Source organism: Flavobacterium beibuense F44-8, from assembly GCF_000769915.1.
Lineage (GTDB): Bacteria > Bacteroidota > Bacteroidia > Flavobacteriales > Flavobacteriaceae > Flavobacterium > Flavobacterium beibuense.
Genome location: NZ_JRLV01000003.1, coordinates 258603 through 277563, shown reverse-complemented (window position 1 = coordinate 277563; position 18961 = coordinate 258603). Strand labels below are relative to the sequence as shown.

The 18961-nt window shown below is 36.5% G+C and carries 18 protein-coding genes; 9 read left to right on the top strand and 9 right to left on the bottom strand.

The window, feature by feature from the left end; translation table 11 throughout:
* The first annotated feature begins 3 nt into the window (after nt 1–3).
* The 7 genes from Q763_RS03425 to Q763_RS03395 all read left to right on the top strand — a co-directional run bounded on the left by Q763_RS03425 (nt 4) and on the right by Q763_RS03395 (nt 5818).
* The gene (locus tag Q763_RS03425; RefSeq protein WP_035131209.1) at nt 4–1392 is read left to right on the top strand and encodes a bifunctional UDP-3-O-[3-hydroxymyristoyl] N-acetylglucosamine deacetylase/3-hydroxyacyl-ACP dehydratase; all 1389 of its coding nucleotides are present in this window, start codon (nt 4–6) and stop codon (nt 1390–1392) included.
* 10 nt (nt 1393–1402) lie between these two features.
* Nucleotides 1403–2188, top strand: coding sequence for an acyl-ACP--UDP-N-acetylglucosamine O-acyltransferase (gene lpxA, locus Q763_RS03420; protein ID WP_035131207.1), 786 nt, complete (start codon nt 1403–1405; stop codon nt 2186–2188).
* Nucleotides 2189–2257: 69 nt separating this feature from the next.
* Nucleotides 2258–2824, top strand: coding sequence for an elongation factor P (gene efp, locus Q763_RS03415; RefSeq protein WP_035131205.1), 567 nt, complete (start codon nt 2258–2260; stop codon nt 2822–2824).
* Between the two features lie 66 nt (nt 2825–2890).
* Nucleotides 2891–3823, top strand: a complete 933-nt coding sequence (locus Q763_RS03410; RefSeq protein WP_035131203.1) for a UDP-3-O-(3-hydroxymyristoyl)glucosamine N-acyltransferase — start codon at nt 2891–2893, stop codon at nt 3821–3823.
* A 3-nt stretch (nt 3824–3826) separates the two neighbouring features.
* Nucleotides 3827–4189: a nuclear transport factor 2 family protein gene (locus tag Q763_RS03405; RefSeq protein WP_035131201.1), complete on the top strand. Its 363-nt coding sequence runs from the start codon at nt 3827–3829 to the stop codon at nt 4187–4189.
* Between the two features lie 182 nt (nt 4190–4371).
* Nucleotides 4372–5244 (top strand): succinate--CoA ligase subunit alpha, encoded by an 873-nt coding sequence (sucD, locus tag Q763_RS03400; protein ID WP_035131199.1) that lies wholly within the window; start codon nt 4372–4374, stop codon nt 5242–5244.
* An 88-nt stretch (nt 5245–5332) separates the two neighbouring features.
* Nucleotides 5333–5818 (top strand): DNA-deoxyinosine glycosylase, encoded by a 486-nt coding sequence (locus tag Q763_RS03395; RefSeq protein ID WP_035131305.1) that lies wholly within the window; start codon nt 5333–5335, stop codon nt 5816–5818.
* 394 nt (nt 5819–6212) lie between these two features.
* Here Q763_RS03395 and Q763_RS03390 read toward each other — a convergent pair whose 3' ends face one another.
* The 4 genes from Q763_RS03390 to Q763_RS03375 form a co-directional block, all read right to left on the bottom strand.
* The gene (locus Q763_RS03390; RefSeq protein ID WP_035131197.1) at nt 6213–7961 is read right to left on the bottom strand and encodes an ABC transporter ATP-binding protein; all 1749 of its coding nucleotides are present in this window, start codon (nt 7959–7961) and stop codon (nt 6213–6215) included.
* Complete coding sequence (gene truA, locus Q763_RS03385) at nt 7958–8707, bottom strand: tRNA pseudouridine(38-40) synthase TruA (protein ID WP_035131195.1); 750 nt, start codon at nt 8705–8707, stop codon at nt 7958–7960. The genes Q763_RS03390 and truA overlap by 4 nt, the downstream gene beginning before the upstream one ends.
* Nucleotides 8708–8823: 116 nt before the next feature.
* Nucleotides 8824–9417: a hypothetical protein gene (locus tag Q763_RS03380; protein WP_035131193.1), complete on the bottom strand. Its 594-nt coding sequence runs from the start codon at nt 9415–9417 to the stop codon at nt 8824–8826.
* Nucleotides 9418–9432: 15 nt separating this feature from the next.
* The gene (locus Q763_RS03375) at nt 9433–10968 is read right to left on the bottom strand and encodes a YifB family Mg chelatase-like AAA ATPase (protein WP_035131191.1); all 1536 of its coding nucleotides are present in this window, start codon (nt 10966–10968) and stop codon (nt 9433–9435) included.
* Nucleotides 10969–11213: 245 nt separating this feature from the next.
* Here Q763_RS03375 and Q763_RS03370 point away from each other — a divergent pair, with 245 nt between their 5' ends.
* Entirely contained in the window at nt 11214–12569 is a 1356-nt protein-coding gene (locus tag Q763_RS03370; RefSeq protein WP_035131189.1) for an FAD-dependent oxidoreductase, read from the top strand.
* Nucleotides 12570–12602: 33 nt separating this feature from the next.
* Here Q763_RS03370 and Q763_RS03365 read toward each other — a convergent pair whose 3' ends face one another.
* Genes Q763_RS03365 through Q763_RS03350 form a run of 4 tightly spaced genes read right to left on the bottom strand, consistent with a single transcriptional unit; the run spans nt 12603 to nt 17723 of the window.
* Nucleotides 12603–14594: a protein-disulfide reductase DsbD family protein gene (locus tag Q763_RS03365; protein ID WP_035131185.1), complete on the bottom strand. Its 1992-nt coding sequence runs from the start codon at nt 14592–14594 to the stop codon at nt 12603–12605.
* Between the two features lie 4 nt (nt 14595–14598).
* Nucleotides 14599–15909, bottom strand: a complete 1311-nt coding sequence (gene tilS / locus Q763_RS03360; RefSeq protein ID WP_035131183.1) for a tRNA lysidine(34) synthetase TilS — start codon at nt 15907–15909, stop codon at nt 14599–14601.
* A 30-nt stretch (nt 15910–15939) separates the two neighbouring features.
* Nucleotides 15940–17226, bottom strand: a complete 1287-nt coding sequence (locus Q763_RS03355) for an anthranilate synthase component I family protein (RefSeq protein ID WP_035131181.1) — start codon at nt 17224–17226, stop codon at nt 15940–15942.
* A complete protein-coding gene (locus Q763_RS03350; protein WP_035131179.1) occupies nt 17226–17723 on the bottom strand; it encodes a metallophosphoesterase family protein in 498 nt (165 codons plus the stop codon). The genes Q763_RS03355 and Q763_RS03350 overlap by 1 nt, the downstream gene beginning before the upstream one ends.
* A 139-nt stretch (nt 17724–17862) precedes the next feature.
* On the opposite strand from Q763_RS03350, the gene Q763_RS03345 reads away from it, so the two are divergent.
* Nucleotides 17863–18099 (top strand): hypothetical protein, encoded by a 237-nt coding sequence (locus Q763_RS03345; protein ID WP_035131177.1) that lies wholly within the window; start codon nt 17863–17865, stop codon nt 18097–18099.
* Here Q763_RS03345 and ypfJ read toward each other — a convergent pair.
* On the bottom strand, nt 18096–18956 hold the full coding sequence (ypfJ, locus tag Q763_RS03340) for a KPN_02809 family neutral zinc metallopeptidase (RefSeq protein WP_035131174.1): 861 nt from the start codon (nt 18954–18956) through the stop codon (nt 18096–18098). The genes Q763_RS03345 and ypfJ overlap by 4 nt on opposite strands.
* Nucleotides 18957–18961: the final 5 nt, after the last annotated feature.

The window sequence follows — 18961 nt, the reverse complement described above, 5'->3', positions numbered from 1 at the left end:
TTTATGGTTAAGCAAACCACAATCAAAAGTGAAATTTCATTAAAAGGAGTAGGACTTCATACAGGTAAAGAAGTAACTATGACTTTTAAGCCTGCACCGGTAAACAACGGATATACTTTTGTAAGGGTAGACCTTGAAGGACATCCTATTGTAGAGGCAGATGCCAACTATGTAGTAAACACGCAAAGAGGTACAAACCTTGAAAAGAATGGAGTTAAAATACAAACTTCAGAGCACGTTCTTGCTGCATTTGTGGGTTGCGATGTTGATAATGTTATTATAGAGCTGGATGCTTCTGAGCCACCTATTATGGACGGTTCTTCCAAATACTTCGTAGAGGCTGTTGAAAAAGCCGGAGTAGAGGAGCAGGATGCTGAAAGAAAAGTATATGTGGTAAAAGAGGTCATCTCTTATACTGATGAAACTACAGGAAGCGAAATTATAGTTATGCCTTCTGACGAGTATCAGGTAACCACAATGGTTGATTTTGGTACTAAAGTTTTAGGTACTCAAAACGCAACTTTAAAAAGCCTAAAAGATTTTAAAGCTGAAATTGCAGATGCAAGGACTTTTAGTTTCCTTCATGAGCTAGAAACGCTTTTAAATAATGGACTTATAAAAGGTGGTGATCTTAACAATGCTATTGTTTATGTGGATAAGGAAATATCTCCTGAAACAATGGAAAACCTTAAGGTTGCTTTTGGTAAAGACTCTATTGCGGTTAAACCAAATGGTATCCTTGATAACCTTACGCTTCATTACCCTAATGAAGCTGCACGTCACAAATTGCTTGATGTGATTGGCGACCTTGCACTTGTAGGTACAAGAATTAAAGGTAAAATCATAGCAAATAAACCAGGACACTTTGTAAACACTCAGTTTGCTAAAAAACTGTCTAAACTGGTAAAAATAGAACAACGTAACCAGGTACCTGTTTTCGATTTGAATCAGGAACCACTTATGGATGTGAACAAAATTATGAGCATGCTGCCTCACCGTCCGCCATTCTTATTGGTAGATAAGATACTTGAGATGAGTGAGAGCCACGTAGTAGGGCTTAAAAACGTTACAATGAACGAGAGCTTCTTTGTAGGTCATTTCCCTGGTGCTCCGGTAATGCCGGGAGTGCTTATTGTAGAGGCTATGGCTCAAACAGGCGGTATATTAATATTAAGTTCTGTACCAGACCCTGAGAACTACCTTACTTATTTTATGAAAATTGACAACGTTAAGTTTAAGCAAAAGGTATTACCTGGAGATACACTTATATTTAAGTGTGACCTTATTTCTCCTATAAGGAGAGGTATTTGCCACATGCAGGCTAATGCCTATGCAAACGGTAAACTTGCAGCAGAAGCAGAACTAATGGCGCAAATTGTCAAAAACAGTTAAACAAGACTTTATGAATCAACCTTTAGCATATGTACATCCGGGGGCTAAAATAGCCAAAAATGTAGTGATAGAGCCTTTTACTACCATTCACAATAATGTAGTAATTGGGGAAGGCACCTGGATAGGATCAAACGTGACCATTATGGAAGGAGCACGTATTGGTAAAAACTGTAACATATTTCCGGGGGCAGTAATCTCTGCACCACCACAGGATTTAAAATATCAGGGAGAAGATACCACTGCCGAAATTGGAGATAACACAACCATCAGGGAGTGTGTAACAATTAACAGAGGTACTATTGACAGAATGAAAACCGTAATTGGTAATAACTGTCTTATCATGGCTTACTCTCACGTTGCTCACGATTGTTTTGTGGGTAACTTTTGTATTTTCTCTAATAATACTAACTTAGCAGGACACATAACAGTGGGCGACTATGTTGTATTAGCAGGTTTAACAGCTGTACACCAGTTTTGTACTATTGGTAACCATGCTTTTGTAACCGGTGGTTCGTTAGTACGTAAGGATGTTCCTCCGTTTGTAAAAGCTGCAAGGGAGCCACTTTCTTACGTTGGAATCAACTCTGTTGGGCTTAGAAGAAGAGGGTTTACTTCAGAAAAGATAAGCGAAATACAAAACATATATCGTATTCTTTACCAAAGAAATTACAATACAACTCAGGCTATCGAAATTATTGAGGCCGAAATGGAAGCTACACCGGAACGTGATGAAATTATCATGGCGGTTAGAAACTCATCAAGAGGTATAATGAAAGGATATACAGGAATGTATTAATACATTTTTGTAAGGGTGAAAATACAGACACAAGCAAACAAAGTAATAAAATTTTAACAGCAAGTAATAATGGCTAGTACATCAGACATTCGCAACGGACTATGTATTAAATACAATAACGATATCTACAAGATTATCGAATTCTTACACGTTAAGCCAGGTAAAGGACCGGCTTTCGTAAGAACAAAACTAAAGAGCTTAACTACAGGTAAAGTACTTGATAATACTTTCTCAGCAGGTCATAAAATTGAAGACGTAAGGGTAGAAACTCACAAATTCCAGTATTTGTATCCTGAAGGAGATCTTTTCCACTTTATGCATGCCGAAACGTATGAGCAAATTTCTCTTCAAAGGGATATTCTAGATGCACCTGATCTTTTAAAAGAAGGAGAAATGGTAATGGTTATCATTAATACTGAAACGGATGCTCCACTATCTGTAGATATGCCGGCTTCTGTTATTCTTGAAGTTACTTATGCTGAACCTGGTGTTAAAGGTAACACTGCAACAAATGCAACTAAGCCAGCTAAGGTTGAAACAGGTGCATCTGTAAACGTTCCTCTGTTTATTAACGAAGGTGATAAAATTAAAATTGATACTGCAACAGGCTCTTATGTTGAGCGTGTTAAAGAATAATTTATACAACAGGCCAGTTTAAAATAATTTAAACTGGCTTTTTTATCTTAATCCATTTTCATTTTTATGAAATTCCCTAAAGTTTATCCTATTAAGGAAATCGCAGCAATAATTGATTGTGATTTTGTAGGTGATGAGAACTTCCCGGTACACGGTATGAATGAAATTCACGTGGTTGAACGGGGAGATATAGTTTTTGTAGATCATCCTAAATATTATGATAAGGCATTACAGTCGGCAGCGACCATTGTACTTATCAATAAAGAAGTAGATTGCCCTGAAGGTAAAGCACTTTTAATTTCAGACGATCCGTTTAGGGATTTCAATAAACTCACCAAACATTTTCAGCCTTTTAAAGCAGCAGGAGCAGCTATAGCTCCTACAGCTAAAATTGGTGAAGGCACTGTTATACAGCCTAACGTTGTTGTTGGTGAAAATGTCACTATTGGTAAAAACTGCCTTATTTATTCTAACGTTGTGATTTATGACAATGCTGTTATAGGTGATAATGTGATTATACATGCAGGTACCATTTTAGGAGCCGATGCTTTTTATTACAAAAAGCGTCCTGAAGGATTTGATCAGTTACTTTCAGGTGGTCGTGTTGTGATTAAAGACAACGTAGGTATTGGTGCATTATGTACCATAGACAGGGGAGTAACAGGCGACACTACCATTGGTGAAGGTTCTAAAATTGACAATCAGGTGCATATAGGTCATGATACTGTAATAGGTAAAAAATGTCTTATTGCTGCACAAACCGGTATAGCAGGTTGTGTTATTATTGAAGATGAAGTTACAATTTGGGGTCAGGTTGGTACTACCAGCGGTATTACTATAGGTAGTAAAGCAGTGTTACTGGCACAGTCGGGCATTAGTAAATCTCTTGAAGGCGGAAAAGTATATTTTGGCTATCCTGCAGAAGAATCGAGAGAAAAGCTAAAACAACTTGCACATATCAAACGTATTCCCGAAATTTTAGAAAAATTAAAAAAATAAGATATGGGAGCTAAAGAACTGGTTTTGGAGTATTATAATTCACATGCTTATGCAAACGCAGAAGCCCTGAAACGTTTTATTCATAACGACATTGTATTGCAATGGAACAGTTCTAAAGGCTATCTAGAGCTTGATAAGGATGATTTACTGGCTTTAGCTGCCGAACTGAATAAATCTTATATTTCATCGCGTGTAAATATATCTCATATTATTGAGGAAGGGAATACTGTTAGCGTACGCTATACCCATTATGTACATGCTTTTGAAAACCCTGATGAAGAAATGGTTTTGGCTAATTTTATGGTTATCTGGGAAATAAAAGACAATCAGTTTTATAAAGGTTTTTTAATGAGTCAGTTAGCTTAATAGTTGATTTCTCTATGAAAGTAAACGACCTGTTGGTTATCATTCTGTCAAAAAAATATAAAGAAAAAAGCGTAGGCTTTTTTTAATGAATTAAGTGTATAAAAATCAAAAAAAGCTTTATATATAATTAGTAAAAAGCTATTTTTGCATTGCGATTTAAAAAATAATTTAAAAAATATATCATGAGTGTTCTGGTTAATAAAGATTCCAAAATAATTGTTCAGGGATTCACAGGAAGCGAAGGTACTTTCCACGCTACCCAAATGATTGAATATGGCACTAACGTAGTAGGTGGTGTAACACCGGGTAAAGGTGGTACTACTCACTTAGATCGTCCTGTATTTAATACTGTAAAAGATGCAGTTGAAGTTGCAGGTGCTGATACATCTATCATATTTGTTCCGCCGGCATTTGCTGCTGATGCAATTATGGAAGCTGCTGAGGCAGGTATCAAAGTAATTATTGCTATTACAGAAGGTATCCCTGTTGCAGACATGATCAAAGCTTATGACTACATACAAGGTAAAGACTGTCGTTTAGTAGGTCCTAACTGTCCTGGTGTTATTACTCCGGGTGAGGCTAAAGTTGGTATCATGCCAGGTTTCGTATTCAAAAAAGGTAATGTAGGTATCGTTTCTAAATCAGGTACTCTTACTTATGAAGCTGCAGACCAGGTTGTAAAACAAGGTTTAGGTATTACTACAGCTATCGGAATTGGTGGTGATCCAATCATTGGTACTACTACTAAAGAGGCTGTTGAGCTTTTAATGAATGACCCTGAAACTGAAGCTATCATCATGATAGGTGAGATTGGTGGTCAACTTGAGGCTGATGCTGCTAAATGGATTAAAGCTGACGGTAACAGAAAACCTGTTATTGGTTTCATTGCCGGAGAAACTGCTCCTAAAGGTAGAACAATGGGTCACGCAGGTGCGATTGTTGGAGGTGCTGACGATACAGCAGAAGCTAAAAAACGTATCATGAGCGAAAACGGTATCCACGTTGTTGATTCTCCAGCTGAGATAGGTAAAAAAGTAAAAGAAGTTTTAGGATAATTTCTTTAGATCATAAAATTAAAGCCTCACATTGTGAGGCTTTTTTTATGGCTAAAACTTATATTGTAGTATGTTTTATAATGATAATATGAAAAAAGCATTTCCGCCCCTGGTACATAGTAAATGTACTATACTGATACTTGGTACTATGCCGGGCGAAAAGTCGCTTGAATTGGGAGAATATTACGGTAATAGAGGAAACCAGTTTTGGAAACTGATGTATAATGTATTGAATGAAGATTTTTCATTAGATTATGAGAACCGAAAATCACTTCTTGGCAAGTATAATATAGCTTTATGGGATGTGCTTGAGTTTTGCGAAAGGCAGGGTAGTCTTGACAGTAATATTAAAAATGAGATACCTAATAATTTTGATGATTTCTACAATAATCATCCTGATATAAAGCATGTGCTTTTCTCCAGTAAAAATGCGGCTGTATATTATGATAAGTATGTTGGACGCAAAGACAATCTCAATTATGATGTATTACCTTCCCCAAGCGGAGCTAATGCAACTAAATCATTTGTTGAGAAACTTGAGATATGGACAAAAAAAATTTTGCCACTGACTTAAAAAAATCAATGGCAAAATATTTTCTTCATGATATCTTTAAATTGCTCACGAAGTAAAATACCTCCTTAACCGTCTTTGGCGGTAGCTTCTAACGCTTACCTCAATAAGGAGCTTTAGCCTGTTTTTTAAGTTAGTCCATTTCATAATACTGTGGGGTTGATTTTGATAGTTGCAAGTTCAGTATTTATAAATTAAATATTTCTAATTTTATATTAAATTTTTATTAAAAGTATTTCTTAATTAAGTGTTTGTTTTTCAAAATATTAACGATAGTATTCTTATAATATTGTGTTTTATTACAATAATACTTACGTAATTATTCGTTAAATGGTTTTATTTTTAAAAGGATGTGTTAAAAAAAGCTACCCTAAGGCAGCTTTTTTTTAGTATTTTGTTAACTCTCAACAGCAAACTGAGAATAGTATAGGTTTTTGTAATACCCTTCATCTTTATTGATGAGCTCGTAGTGTGAACCTGCTTCTACAATCTTACCTTTATCCATTACAATAATCTTATCGGCATTAATAATGGTGGCTAGTCTGTGGGCGATAACAATAGATGTTCTTCCCTGTGTAATGGTGTCGGTAGCATTTTGAATAAGTTCTTCAGAATAAGTATCTATTGAAGATGTTGCTTCATCTAATATCAATATGCTTGGGTTACTCACATAAGCTCTTAGAAAGGCTATAAGCTGTCGCTGACCTGACGAAAGCATTACACCGCGTTCTTTTACATTATAATCATAACCGTTAGGTAATGACATGATAAAATCATGAACACCAATATTTTTTGCAGCCGTTATAACCTGTTCTCTGGTTATATTAGGATCATCCAGTGTAATGTTGTTATAGATAGTATCGGCAAAAAGGAAAACATCCTGTAAAACCACAGCTATCTGTTTTCTAAGGCTTTCCAGGGTAAACTCATTAATATTGGTACCATCTATACAAATTGTACCACTATCTATTTCGTAAAAACGGTTCAAAAGGTTTATAATTGTCGATTTACCTGCACCGGTAGCACCAACTATAGCAATGGTTTCGCCTTCTTTTACATCAAGATTAATTCCTTTAATTACTTCTTCATTCTCAATATAGCTGAAACGTACATCTTTAAAGTTCAGGTTTCCTTTAAAGTGAGTGGCTATAAGAGTACCTGCGTCCTGTATTTTCATTTCTGAGTCAAGTAGCTCTAATACCCTGTCGGAAGCAATTATACCCATTTGAAGCTCGTTAAACTTATCGGCAATTTGCCTTAATGGGTTAAAAAGCATACTTATAAACATAGTGTAGGCAAACAAATCACCAAATGTGGTTATGTTGTCTCCGTTAAGAATATTTAAACCTCCGTACCATATAATAACACCTAATGTGATAGACGAAATAATATCGGCAATAGGAAAGAAGATGGAGTTATATAAAATGTTTTTTAACCAGGCTTTATTATGTTTTCTGTTAATGTCCTTAAACTTTTCATACTCAATTTTCTCACGGTTAAAAAGCTGAACGATTTTCATACCGGTAAGCCTTTCCTGTACAAAGGTGTTAAGGTTTGATATTTGGGCACGAACCTCCTCAAATGCAGCTTTCATTTTGATTTGGAAAATTCGGGTAGCATATAGTAAAACAGGCATTGCCAGTAATACGATAAAGGTAAGCTTCCAGTTCATGTAGAACATAAAGCCCAGTATAACAATCATTTTAAGCAGGTCACTAATAATCATGAACAGCCCCTGACTGAAAATCCTGGCGATAGATTCGATATCAAAAACAGTACGGGTAACCAGTTTACCTACAGGTTCGTTATCAAAAAACTTCATTTTGAAACGTGAAATCTGACTGAAAAGTTTTTCACGAATATCCTTAACGATATCCTGTCCCAACCAGTTTGCCCAGTAAACAAAGTAAAACTGTGAGGCTACCTCAAGCATTAAAACAGCTCCCATTGCAATAATGTAATACAACAGGCCTGTTTCATCTTTTGGGCTAATATATTCGTCTACCGTTCTTTTTAAAAGGTATGGCCTAAGGGCAGCAAAAAGCGATAGCGATATTGCAAAAAAGATAACAGCATTATAGCGGGCCCTGTAAGGTTTGGTAAACTTTAGTACTTTTTTTAGTGATGTGGATTTTATTGCTTTCATATTATTTCTTGATCGATGTATGGATAAGCTACCTTGGTTAGGTACAATCCATGTGCGGGAACCGAGAAGCCAGCTTTATTCCTGTCGCGACTCTCTATAATTTCCCTAAATTCCTGTAAGGTTAATTTGCCTTGTCCTACATTTACCAATGTTCCTACAATGGCCCTTACCATATTTCTTAAAAATCTGTCGGCAGCAACGGTAAATACCAATTTGTTGCCATTTTGTTGCCAGTTAGCTTCCATCATTACGCAGTTAAATGTTTTGACATCAGTATGCGTTTTGGAGAAGCATTTAAAATCTTTATACTCAAAAAGGATTTTGGCAGCCTCGTTCATTTTATCTATATCCAGCTTGTGGAAATAATACCAACTGGCTTCGTTATCAAAGGCATCCTTAAAAGTATGTATATGATATTCGTAGGTACGGCTGGTAGCATCAAAACGGGCATGCGCATCGTCATGTAGTGGTATTATCCTGTAAACCACTATATCTTTTGGTAAAAATGCATTGAGTTTTTTTGTCCAGAAGCTACTGTCCAGTTCTCTATCAAAATCAAAATGGGCATACATTTGTTTTGCATGCACACCTGTATCTGTACGGCCGGCCCCTGTAACATCTATAGGTTGTTTTAGCAGGGTAGAGAGGGCTTTATTTAATACTTCCTGTACCGATATACTGTGTGGCTGATACTGCCACCCGTGATAGTTTTTTCCGTTATAAGCAAATTCAATAAAATACCTCAAAACCTGTAGCTAATTTTTTATGCAAAGATACTATTTTTTGGGTATTGACGGCGCAAAGTTACAGACAGGCAAAGTAACAAATTATATTTTTTAACAGTGTTAAATAGAGGTTAGTTTTATTGTTTATTTTTAGGTTTTTCTCCGTCAATACTTACATCTACAATAATAAGTTCTTCTATGCCTTTAAGTATATTTGTAACAGGTAATGCTTTTTTTCTTAATGTTTTACCCATAAATGTGCCATTTACAAGATAAACTTTCCATTTGTTGTTTTTTCTTATCTCTTTCTCAGTATAAGTTAAAATGGCACTGGTATCTATTATGTTTTTTAAATTGATAAATTCCTTTTTGTTGGCTAACAGTATATCATTAAAGTTATTTTTATTGATTTCTTCAATATCATCAAGCATGTCTTCATGACAATTGAGAACATAAACTGAATCATTTAGTATATTATGTAAAAATACACGGGGTATACCTACAGAATCAAAAGTAGCCTGTATGCCTTCCCAGTTTTTAAAAGCATAGATATTTACTTTCTTATCAGTTGTTTCAAAATACGGTTTGTAATATTCTACTCTTTTGTCATTAGGCACATAGGTTTCAAAATTTTTTATGCCATAAATTATTTTAGCAATAGGAGTGCATGAAGCTAAAAAAACAAAACTTAATACTATTAGTGTCTTTATGTATGTTTTATTCTTTGTCATTAAATAATATAGATTTTACCCCAACCATCCCTCACGATCAAGACTTCGGTACTGTATGGCTTCCGATATATGTTGTGGTTCGACATTCGTTGAGCCTTCTAAATCGGCAATAGTACGGGACACTTTTAAAATCCTGTCGTATGCACGAGCCGAAAGGTTAAGCCTTTCCATAGCTGTTTTTAAAAGCTGTAATGAAGTTTCGTCAAGATCGCAATACTCACGTATCTGTTTGGTATTCATCTGGGCGTTGTAATGTATGTTTTCCAGATGTGCAAAACGATTTGTTTGTATCTCTCTGGCTTCCATAACTCTTTTCCTGATGTCTGTACTGCTTTCAGCTTTTTGTTTGTCTGATAGTTTTTCAAAAGGTACAGGCGTAACTTCAATATGTATATCAATCCTATCTAATAGCGGACCCGATATTTTGCTCATATAACGTTGCATTTCATGTGGTGACGAACTTACCGGAGCATCGGGGTCATTGAAATATCCACCCGGACTAGGGTTCATACTGGCTACCAGCATAAATGATGACGGATAGGTAATTGTAAATCGGGCACGGGAAATGGTAACTTCCCTGTCTTCTAATGGCTGACGCATAACCTCGAGTACGGTTCGTTTAAACTCGGGTAACTCGTCCAAAAACAATACGCCGTTATGTGCCAGCGAAATTTCACCCGGTTGTGGGAAGGTTCCGCCTCCCACGAGTGCAACATCAGAGATTGTATGATGAGGATTTCTGAAGGGACGTTGGTTCATTAGTCCTACATCTTTTATCTTACCGGCAACACTATGGATTTTTGTTGTTTCCAGTGCTTCCTTGAGCGTCATAGGAGGGAGTATACTTGGCAGTCGTTTGGCGAGCATGGTTTTACCTGCTCCCGGCGGACCTATAAGTATAATGTTGTGCCCGCCTGCTGCTGCAATCTCCATACATCGTTTTATACTTTCCTGTCCCTTAACATCGGCAAAATCAAATTCAGGGAAATCAAGTGTTTTATAAAATTCTTCGCGGGTATTGATTACGGTAGGCTGTAATGTAGCTTTCCCGCTAAAAAAGTCAATTATTTCGGTAACATTTTCTATTCCGTATACATCAAGTCCGCTAACAATAGCAGCTTCCTTTACGTTTTGTTTCGGAAGGAAAAAACCTTTAAAACCTTCTTCCTTGGCTTTAATAGCAATAGGGAGTACCCCTTTAATAGGCTGTAAGCTTCCGTCAAGCGAAAGCTCTCCCATTATGATGTATTTATCAACTTCTTCAGACGGGATTTGTCCTGAAGCAGCCAATATGCCTACAGCCAGAGTAAGGTCGTAAGCAGATCCTTCCTTTCTTAAATCGGCCGGAGCCATATTGATGGTAATTTTTTTTCCGGGTAACTGGTAGCCATTGTTTTTTAAGGCCGCAGCAATACGATAACTACTTTCTTTAACTGCATTATCGGGTAATCCTACAAGGTGATATCCTATTCCTTTATCAATATTAACCTCTACGGTTATGGTTGTGGCTTCAACACCAAATACGGCGCTTCCAAATACTTTTATGAGCATATAATTAAATTAAATGGCTTATACTTAATTTTTTATGTAGTGAGATAACAGAGTAGTTATGGGTAATTAGACGCATAGGCCATAAACCCGGATTAAGAAGTAAAAAACAAAAGTTTTTCATGTATAGGTAAGGTTGATTTTAAAGTGCTTAAAAATAGCAAAAAATTATATGTGTAAGTTAATTATGTCCTGTAAAAACTAATTTTCTTACTACCTTTAGTAGATAACCAAGAATAATAACTAAAATGGCAAACAATAAACTGGTAGTAATAGGAGGAGATGCAGCCGGAATGACTGCCGCATCAAAAGTAAGAAGGGAGCAGCCCGAGAGGGAAATAATTGTTTTTGAAAAATCTGACTTTACTTCTTATTCTGCCTGTGGGATACCTTATTTTATTTCGGAAAAAGTAAAAACCTATCAGGAGCTTATAGTTCGTGATCCCGATACTTTCAGGAATAAATATCATATAGATGTACGAACGCAACATTTAGTACTATCGGTAGATACCGATAATAAAAAGATAAAAGTACTGAATAAGAAAACCGATGATGAATTTTGGGAAAGCTATGACCAGTTAATGATTGCTACAGGGGGAAAGGCGTTTTGCCCTGATGTGGCAGGATATGACTCTGAAAACGTATTTGGTGTTACCACGCTTAAAAGCGGAATTAATATAGAACGTTATATTGAAGATAAAAAGCCTCAAAACGCTGTTATAGTAGGCGGGGGGTATATAGGTCTTGAAATGGCGGAATCTCTTTTGGAACGGGGACTTAATGTATCATTAATAAATCGATCAGAACAGGTAATGAATACGCTTGATCCCGATATGGGAGCTTTGGTATCTGAAGCTTTGAGGGGGCTGGGTATCAATTTATTTTTAAGTGAAGTACTCATAGGATTTGATGTTAAAGAAGGTAAGGTAATTGCAGTGATAACTGATAAACAAAGTATACCTACCGATATTGTGATACTCGGTATGGGATCGCGTCCTAATACTGATTTTCTTGAAGGTAGTAAGATTGAACTGGGAGTTCGTGGAGCAATAAAAGTAGATGGACAGTTACGTACTAATATTCCTGATGTTTGGGCAGCGGGTGACTGTACCGAATCGTTACACTTAGTAAGTAAAGAACATGTTTATATAGCATTGGGTACCATAGCTAATAAAACCGGACTGGTAGCGGGTAGTAGTATATCTGGTGAGAAAACGGTTTTCCCTGGTGTTGTAGGTACTGCCGTATGTAAAATATGTAGTTATGAGGTTGCCCGAACAGGACTCCTTGAAAAGCAATTACAAAAGCTTAATATTGATTATGTAAAGGCCACTATTGAAAGCCGTACCAGAGCGCATTATTACCCCAACTCTAAAAAGATTGTAGTTAAATTACTAGCCGAAAAGAACAGCGGAAGATTACTGGGTGGACAGATAATAGGTGAGGAGGGAGCTGCAAAACGTATAGATGTTCTGGCAACTGCTTTGACTCATAATCTTACCCTGCAAAATATTATTGATTTGGATTTATCTTATGCGCCTCCATTTTCTCCGGTTTGGGACCCTGTGCAAACAGCAGCCAGAAAACTTATAAATAGTATATAAAATAAAAAAGCCCTCTTATTGAGGGCTTTTTTATTATTTTTCAAAGTTTGCGATTCCTGATTGTAACCATTCAAGATATTCTTCAACATCTGGAGTGTAACCTACAGGATCGTTTAGGTTTTCTTCTTCCAGGTTTATTAGAACATAGTATGGTTGTGCATTAGCCTTATATCTTGTGATTTCAAAATCACTCCATTTGTTACCAATGGTTTCTATTTTCTTACCAGTAGTTTCAGATATGTACTTTTCACTTTCCGGTAGTTCTTTTTTATAGTCAACGTATAGAGAAATCAATACTATATCATTTTTAAGGATTGACATAATACGCTCATCAGACCATACATAATCTTCCATTTTACGGCAGTTTACACAGGCATAACCGGTAAAATCAATCATAACAGGCTTGTTTACCTCTTTAGCATAAGCCAGACCTTCGGCGTAATCTTCAAAAGCTATAATGTTATGCGCACCAAGTTTAGCTCCTTTAGGAAGTTTTGTGTCTTCTGATGAAGATACTACAGCTCCGCCTCCGCCAAATCCGTGTGGAGATTCGCTGTAGTGCATTGGAGGAGGGAATCCGCTAATTAGTTTTAAAGGTGCACCCCATAGCCCCGGTATAAGGTAAATTGTAAATGTTAATGTAAGTAGCCCCATAAATAATCTTCCTACAGAAATAGATTGTAATGGGCTATCATGAGGTAAAGTAATTTTACCGAAAAGATATAGCGATAATACTCCGAATACAGCAATCCAGATTGCTAGGAAAGTTTCTCTTTCAAGTATATGCATTTGAAGAACAAGATCTGCATTGGAAAGAAATTTGAATGCAAAAGCAAGTTCAAGGAAGCCCAAAAATACTTTTACGGTATTAAGCCACCCACCTGATTTGGGTAAACTGTTTAACCATCCCGGGAACATTGCAAAAAGCATAAATGGTAAAGCTAATGCTAATGAAAAACCGAACATTCCCACAATTGGAGCTATTCCTCCTTTAGATGCCGCTTCCACCAGTAGTGTACCTACAATAGGTCCTGTACACGAGAATGATACAATTGCAAGAGCAAGCGCCATAAAAAGAATCCCGATTATACCACCTCTGTCTGCCTGACGATCTACTTTATTAGCCCATGAGTTAGGCAGCATGATTTCGAAAGCACCAAGGAAAGAAGAGGCAAATACAACAAGCAGTACAAAGAAAGCAATATTGAATATAACATTTGTTGAAAGGGCGTTAAGAGCGTCAGCACCAAATATGGCTGTTACAAGCGAACCTAAAACAACATAAATTACAATAATTGAAATACCATAAATGAAAGCATTTTTTATACCGGCAGCTTTTGTTTTGCTCTGTTTGGTAAAAAAGCTTACGGTCATAGGTATCATCGGGAATACACATGGTGTAAGTAGGGCTGCAAAGCCCGAGAAAAATGCTATGATGAAAATAGTGAACAAACCTCTTTCATCATCTTTTTTTTTGTTGTCATCTCCGGTTGCAGGAGAACTATCCTTAACTTCTGATTTATTAGTTTCAGGTTGAACTATAATCTCCTCAAAAGATTTAACTTCCTGAGAAGTAAGCTCTTTTAAGTTGAAAACAAAAAGATTCTCTCCCTGAATACATGACTCTTTACATACCTGATAGTATAGGCCAACCTGTACAATAGTGTTATCAGGATTACTTACTTTTATGGTTTGTTTAAGTTCGGCTTTGTTAGAGAAGAAAGTTTCTTCTACTTCAAAAATATCATTGTACTCTTTATGGGTTTCACTTTCTTCGGCCTTACCAACGGCTTCAAAGTTATTTTCAGCATTATTGAATTCAACTTCTAACGGAAGTCCGCCACCATCGGCAGAAAACTGTGAATACATGTGCCAGTTCTCTTCAATAGTAGCATTGAAAATAAGAACATACTCGGTATCTGATTTTTTCTCAATCTTTGAGGTCCATTTTACAGGCTCAATAATTTGTGCTTTACCCGCTATAAAAGAGAGTAATAAAAAGAATAATAAAGCAGTTTTTTTCATTGGTTTATAAAACTTCTATTTTTATAATTTGAGTTGTTTTATCGGTTACTTTAAATCGCTCGTCAGCACGTTTATTAATAATCCACACAATTTGATTACCAGAACAAAGTAGCCAGGTTTTCTCTTTTTCACTTAAAGACATCTTTTCATCTTTAAAATATTTAGAAACCTTTTTCTTTTGTCCATTCATGCCGGCAGGGAAAAAATAGTCACCTTCAATCCATTTCCTTGCAAATAACGGGAATTTTAATGTATCGGCATCAACATAAATTGCGTTATTCGCATATTTTTTTAATGTTTTATTAACATTTGTCAATCTCATAGCGAAGGGTTGTGATATTTCGGTAGTTCCTTCGGGTATTTCATAAACATTTGTAACACTTTCTTCAACAGGTTCCAGTATTAGTTGTTCCCTGTCTTTTAAAAGGCGGTAGCCATTAGCCAGTACCTGTTTGCCAGATTGTGCTTCGTTAAGGCTATAAATATCTTCCCAAGCCGTAAAACCAAGCGGGGCAAGCCACTGGTATAAATAGGCTTTATAGTTTGGTAGTCTTTTCAGTTTACTAATATTAATCAGTTTTTGACTGTACTGTTCGCTTACTACCTGTTTGTAAACCAATATAGCGGCATCATCGGCTAACGATTGTGATTGCTTTAAGTGATTTAAAGTATCCTGAAACGATTCCAGAAACGATGGGTTGAGTGATTTTAAAACCGGAACCACATCATGCCTTAGTTTGTTTCTTAAATACTTATCGCTTGCATTGCTGCTATCTTCTCTCCAAGTGATGTTATTCTCCTTTGTATATTGTTCAATTTCATTTCTACTGAAAGGAAGTAGCGGGCGCACAATTTTGTCATTTTGCTGTGGAATACCCGTTAACCCATCAAGACCTGTGCCACGAGTAAGATTAATTAGAAAAGTTTCAATACTATCGTCCAGATGATGTGCCGTAAGCAGGTAATCAAAATCATTTTGCTCTATTAGTTCGTAAAACCAATTGTACCTAAGCCTGCGTGCCGCTATTTGAATGGATAGTTTAAATTCTTCTGCATATTTATTTGTATCAAAGTGAGTTACAAATAATTCTATATTGTTTTTTTGTGCGTAATCTTTAATAAATTTCTCATCACCGTCACTTTCGTTACCTCTTAACCCAAAGTTACAATGCGCCATAGCTATAGTATAGTCAAGCTGATTAAAAAGATCAATCAGCACCATACTGTCTATACCACCACTGGTAGCCAAAAGCAATTTTTTACCGGCTAAGAAGGGTAGGTTTTCTTCGAGATGTTTTTGAAGTATTGAAAGCATTTTCAAAAGTAATGATTTTTTATATCTATGTTACTCCAATACACTACGCATGGCCTTAGCTTTTAACAGGCATTCGTCATATTCTTTCTCGGGTAATGCTTTAGATGTAATCGCACTACCTACAGAGAAAGATACATATTTGTTAGCTTCGTTATAAAGTATACTTCTTATTACTACATTAAAGTCAAAATCTCCTGTAGGAGTAAAATAACCTACGGCACCACTGTAAAGTCCGCGTTTGGTTTCTTCCAGTTTTTCAATAATCTGCATAGCCGATATTTTAGGAGCACCTGTCATACTCCCCATAGGAAAAGAGGTTCTAATAACATCTACCGGAGAATATTCATCATCTAATTCCGATACTACGGTTGAGATAAGGTGGTGTACCTGTTTAAAGGTGTAAGCTCCGCATAGTTCTTCCACATTAACCGATCCTTTTTTTGCAGTACGGGATAAATCGTTACGAACCAGATCGACAATCATTATATTTTCAGAACGTTCTTTTTCATTTTTGGTAAGTTCCAGTTTAATAGCCTCGTCTTCTTGTATACTGTTACTTCTTCTTGCAGTTCCTTTTATGGGTTGTGATATTATTTTACTTTCATCTTTCCTGATATATCTTTCAGGGGATGCCGAAAGTAGGTATTGTTTATAGTTTTTAAAGTAAGTAGCAAAAGGAGGTTCGGATATAGCGTTTAGTGCCTGATACTTTTCATACGGATTGATTATAGCATCTTCGGCATAAAACTCCATACAAAAGTTTGCTTCATAGATGTCTCCCAAATGAATATGTTCCAGCATTTGGGTAACTTTTTCTATATAACCTTCTTTTGTAATGCGCTGCTTAATAGCTAGGGGAGTATGTTCGTCTTCGTTTTCAACTGTTGTTGCAAGTATCTCATTAAAATCGTTTTCCAGTTCATCGTCGCACATATTGAGGTAAGCGATCTCTAACTGATTACCTTTAATAAAAAACAGCTTTTTTGGCTGAAAGAAAAACAGATCAGGAAAATCCAGACCGTCATAATTATTGGACTCCAGTTTCTCAGTATCATTTTTTAAGTCGTAAGACAGATAACCGAAAATCCAGTCACGTGTTGTTTTTTGATAAGCACTAAGATCTTCAAAAGCTTTATAATTGTCGGTTTTTATTAATGTAAGTGCATCGGCAGCCAATACCGTATCAAATGATGAGTACTGCTGATGATAATCGTTACTGTCTAAAAATGTAATTTCCCTGTATTGTTGTGCCCATTTTAAAAGTTGTTTCTTAAAAAATTTAGGCTCCTGTAGGGTGTATATAACTGAAGTTCTCATTAAGCTCTTTTTCCTATTTCTATCACTTCCAGATTCTGGATATTATCTCCGTTTATCTCAAAGCGTAACATGGTGCGTATTTGGTGAAATCCATGTACTCCGGCGGCACCGGGGTTCATGTGTATGAGGTTAAGCTTATTATCGGGCATTACTTTTAGTATGTGCGAATGTCCACAGATAAACAGTTTAGGCGGATTTGTATTTATCTCTTCCCTTATCGTCTGATTGTATTTGCCAGGATAACCACCAATATGCGTAATCCAAACATCTACACCTTCACAAAAAAAACGGTTATTAAGAGGGAATTCAAGTCGGGCTTCGGCATTGTCAATATTTCCGTATACCGCTTTTAGGGGTTTTTCTTTTTTGATGGTATCAGTTACCGATAGGTCTCCAATATCTCCGGCATGCCATACTTCGTCTGCCTGCCTCACATATTTCATTATGGTTTCGTCTATATGGCTATGGGTATCAGAAAGGAGCAGTATTTTTTTCAACGCAATGTTTTTTATAATTTTTAACTGTCAAATTTACAAAGATTGTTTGTGTGTTCAAACTTTCAGGGAGGATAACACAAACATTAAAAAATGTTTTGTTAATGCAGAAATCTAAACTAAAAATTACCAACTTTGTAGTATGGTAAAAACACAACTACAGGAAGTATTCGGGAAACTGTCTCCCTATGTAAAAAACAGGGTAATGCCGGTAATAGATATATTACTGGAAAGGGCAGAGGACCTTGATTCTATGAACAGGAAAGATAATGTAGACTATTATGAAGATGAACTGGAGTCTATCATGAAAGAAGTTAGGAAAATAAAATACATTGAAGACCAGTGGCAGATAATGAATGCCAAGCTGAAAAACAATTAGATTTCCAAATCATTAAAGGTAGTACCAGCATTAAACTGACCGGTGTTTAAACCTTTTTTAAACCAATATACACGCTGTGCCGATGTACCATGTGTAAAAGAATCAGGAACTACATGTCCCTGTGCACGTTTTTGTATAGCATCGTCGCCCACAGCATGGGCAGCACTTAGAGCTTCCTCAATATCACCTTCTTCCAGCATTTGGTTCATTTCTTCATTATAATGTGCCCATAATCCGGCATAAAAATCGGCTTGTAATTCCAGTGCTACCGACAGTTTATTGGCATCTGCCTGATTAAGTTGTTGTTGCATTTGCCTTACTTTAGCTGATGTTCCCATAAGTGTTTGTACATGATGACCAACCTCATGAGCAATTACATAAGCGATGGCAAAATCGCCTCCCTGCGCTCCAAAACGCGATTGTAGTTCGTCAAAGAAAGAAAGATCCATGTAAACTTTTTTATCTAATGGACAGTAAAACGGCCCTGATGCTGATGAAGCTCCGCCACAGGCAGTTTGTACCGAATTGCGGAACAGTACCAGTTTTGGTTCTTCATACACCAATCCGTTTTCCTCAAATATTTTATGCCATACGTCTTCAGTATCAGCAAGGATAACCCTAACCATGCGTCCCATTTCTTCATCCTGAGGACTAAGAGGTACTGTTTCTTCAGTTGTGGTTTGCTGTTGTAACTGATTGTTTATTTCGTTTAGTACAGCCGAATTATCGCCCCCCATGAAAAGGTTAATTAGTATTATAACAATGGCTATAACACCGCCACCTGCAGCAATCTTTCCGCCAGACATACTTCTCCTGTCGTCAACATTGTCGCTTTCTCTTCGTCCTTTCCATTTCATAAGGC

Bases quoted from the DNA above. Each gene is read 5' to 3' on its own strand.
- sucD (WP_035131199.1), top strand. From the start codon at position 4,372: ATGAGTGTTCTGGTTAATAAAGATTCCAAAATAATTGTTCAGGGATTC.
- ypfJ (WP_035131174.1), bottom strand. From the start codon at position 18,956: ATGAAATGGAAAGGACGAAGAGAAAGCGACAATGTTGACGACAGGAGA.
- Q763_RS03370 (WP_035131189.1), top strand. From the start codon at position 11,214: ATGGCAAACAATAAACTGGTAGTAATAGGAGGAGATGCAGCCGGAATG.
- Q763_RS03365 (WP_035131185.1), bottom strand. From the start codon at position 14,594: ATGAAAAAAACTGCTTTATTATTCTTTTTATTACTCTCTTTTATAGCG.
- lpxA (WP_035131207.1), top strand. From the start codon at position 1,403: ATGAATCAACCTTTAGCATATGTACATCCGGGGGCTAAAATAGCCAAA.
- Q763_RS03375 (WP_035131191.1), bottom strand. From the start codon at position 10,968: ATGCTCATAAAAGTATTTGGAAGCGCCGTATTTGGTGTTGAAGCCACA.
- Q763_RS03355 (WP_035131181.1), bottom strand. From the start codon at position 17,226: ATGAGAACTTCAGTTATATACACCCTACAGGAGCCTAAATTTTTTAAG.
- Q763_RS03380 (WP_035131193.1), bottom strand. From the start codon at position 9,417: ATGACAAAGAATAAAACATACATAAAGACACTAATAGTATTAAGTTTT.
- Q763_RS03345 (WP_035131177.1), top strand. From the start codon at position 17,863: ATGGTAAAAACACAACTACAGGAAGTATTCGGGAAACTGTCTCCCTAT.
- Q763_RS03410 (WP_035131203.1), top strand. From the start codon at position 2,891: ATGAAATTCCCTAAAGTTTATCCTATTAAGGAAATCGCAGCAATAATT.
- efp (WP_035131205.1), top strand. From the start codon at position 2,258: ATGGCTAGTACATCAGACATTCGCAACGGACTATGTATTAAATACAAT.
- tilS (WP_035131183.1), bottom strand. From the start codon at position 15,909: ATGCTTTCAATACTTCAAAAACATCTCGAAGAAAACCTACCCTTCTTA.
- Q763_RS03405 (WP_035131201.1), top strand. From the start codon at position 3,827: ATGGGAGCTAAAGAACTGGTTTTGGAGTATTATAATTCACATGCTTAT.
- Q763_RS03390 (WP_035131197.1), bottom strand. From the start codon at position 7,961: ATGAAAGCAATAAAATCCACATCACTAAAAAAAGTACTAAAGTTTACC.
- Q763_RS03395 (WP_035131305.1), top strand. From the start codon at position 5,333: ATGAAAAAAGCATTTCCGCCCCTGGTACATAGTAAATGTACTATACTG.
- Q763_RS03425 (WP_035131209.1), top strand. From the start codon at position 4: ATGGTTAAGCAAACCACAATCAAAAGTGAAATTTCATTAAAAGGAGTA.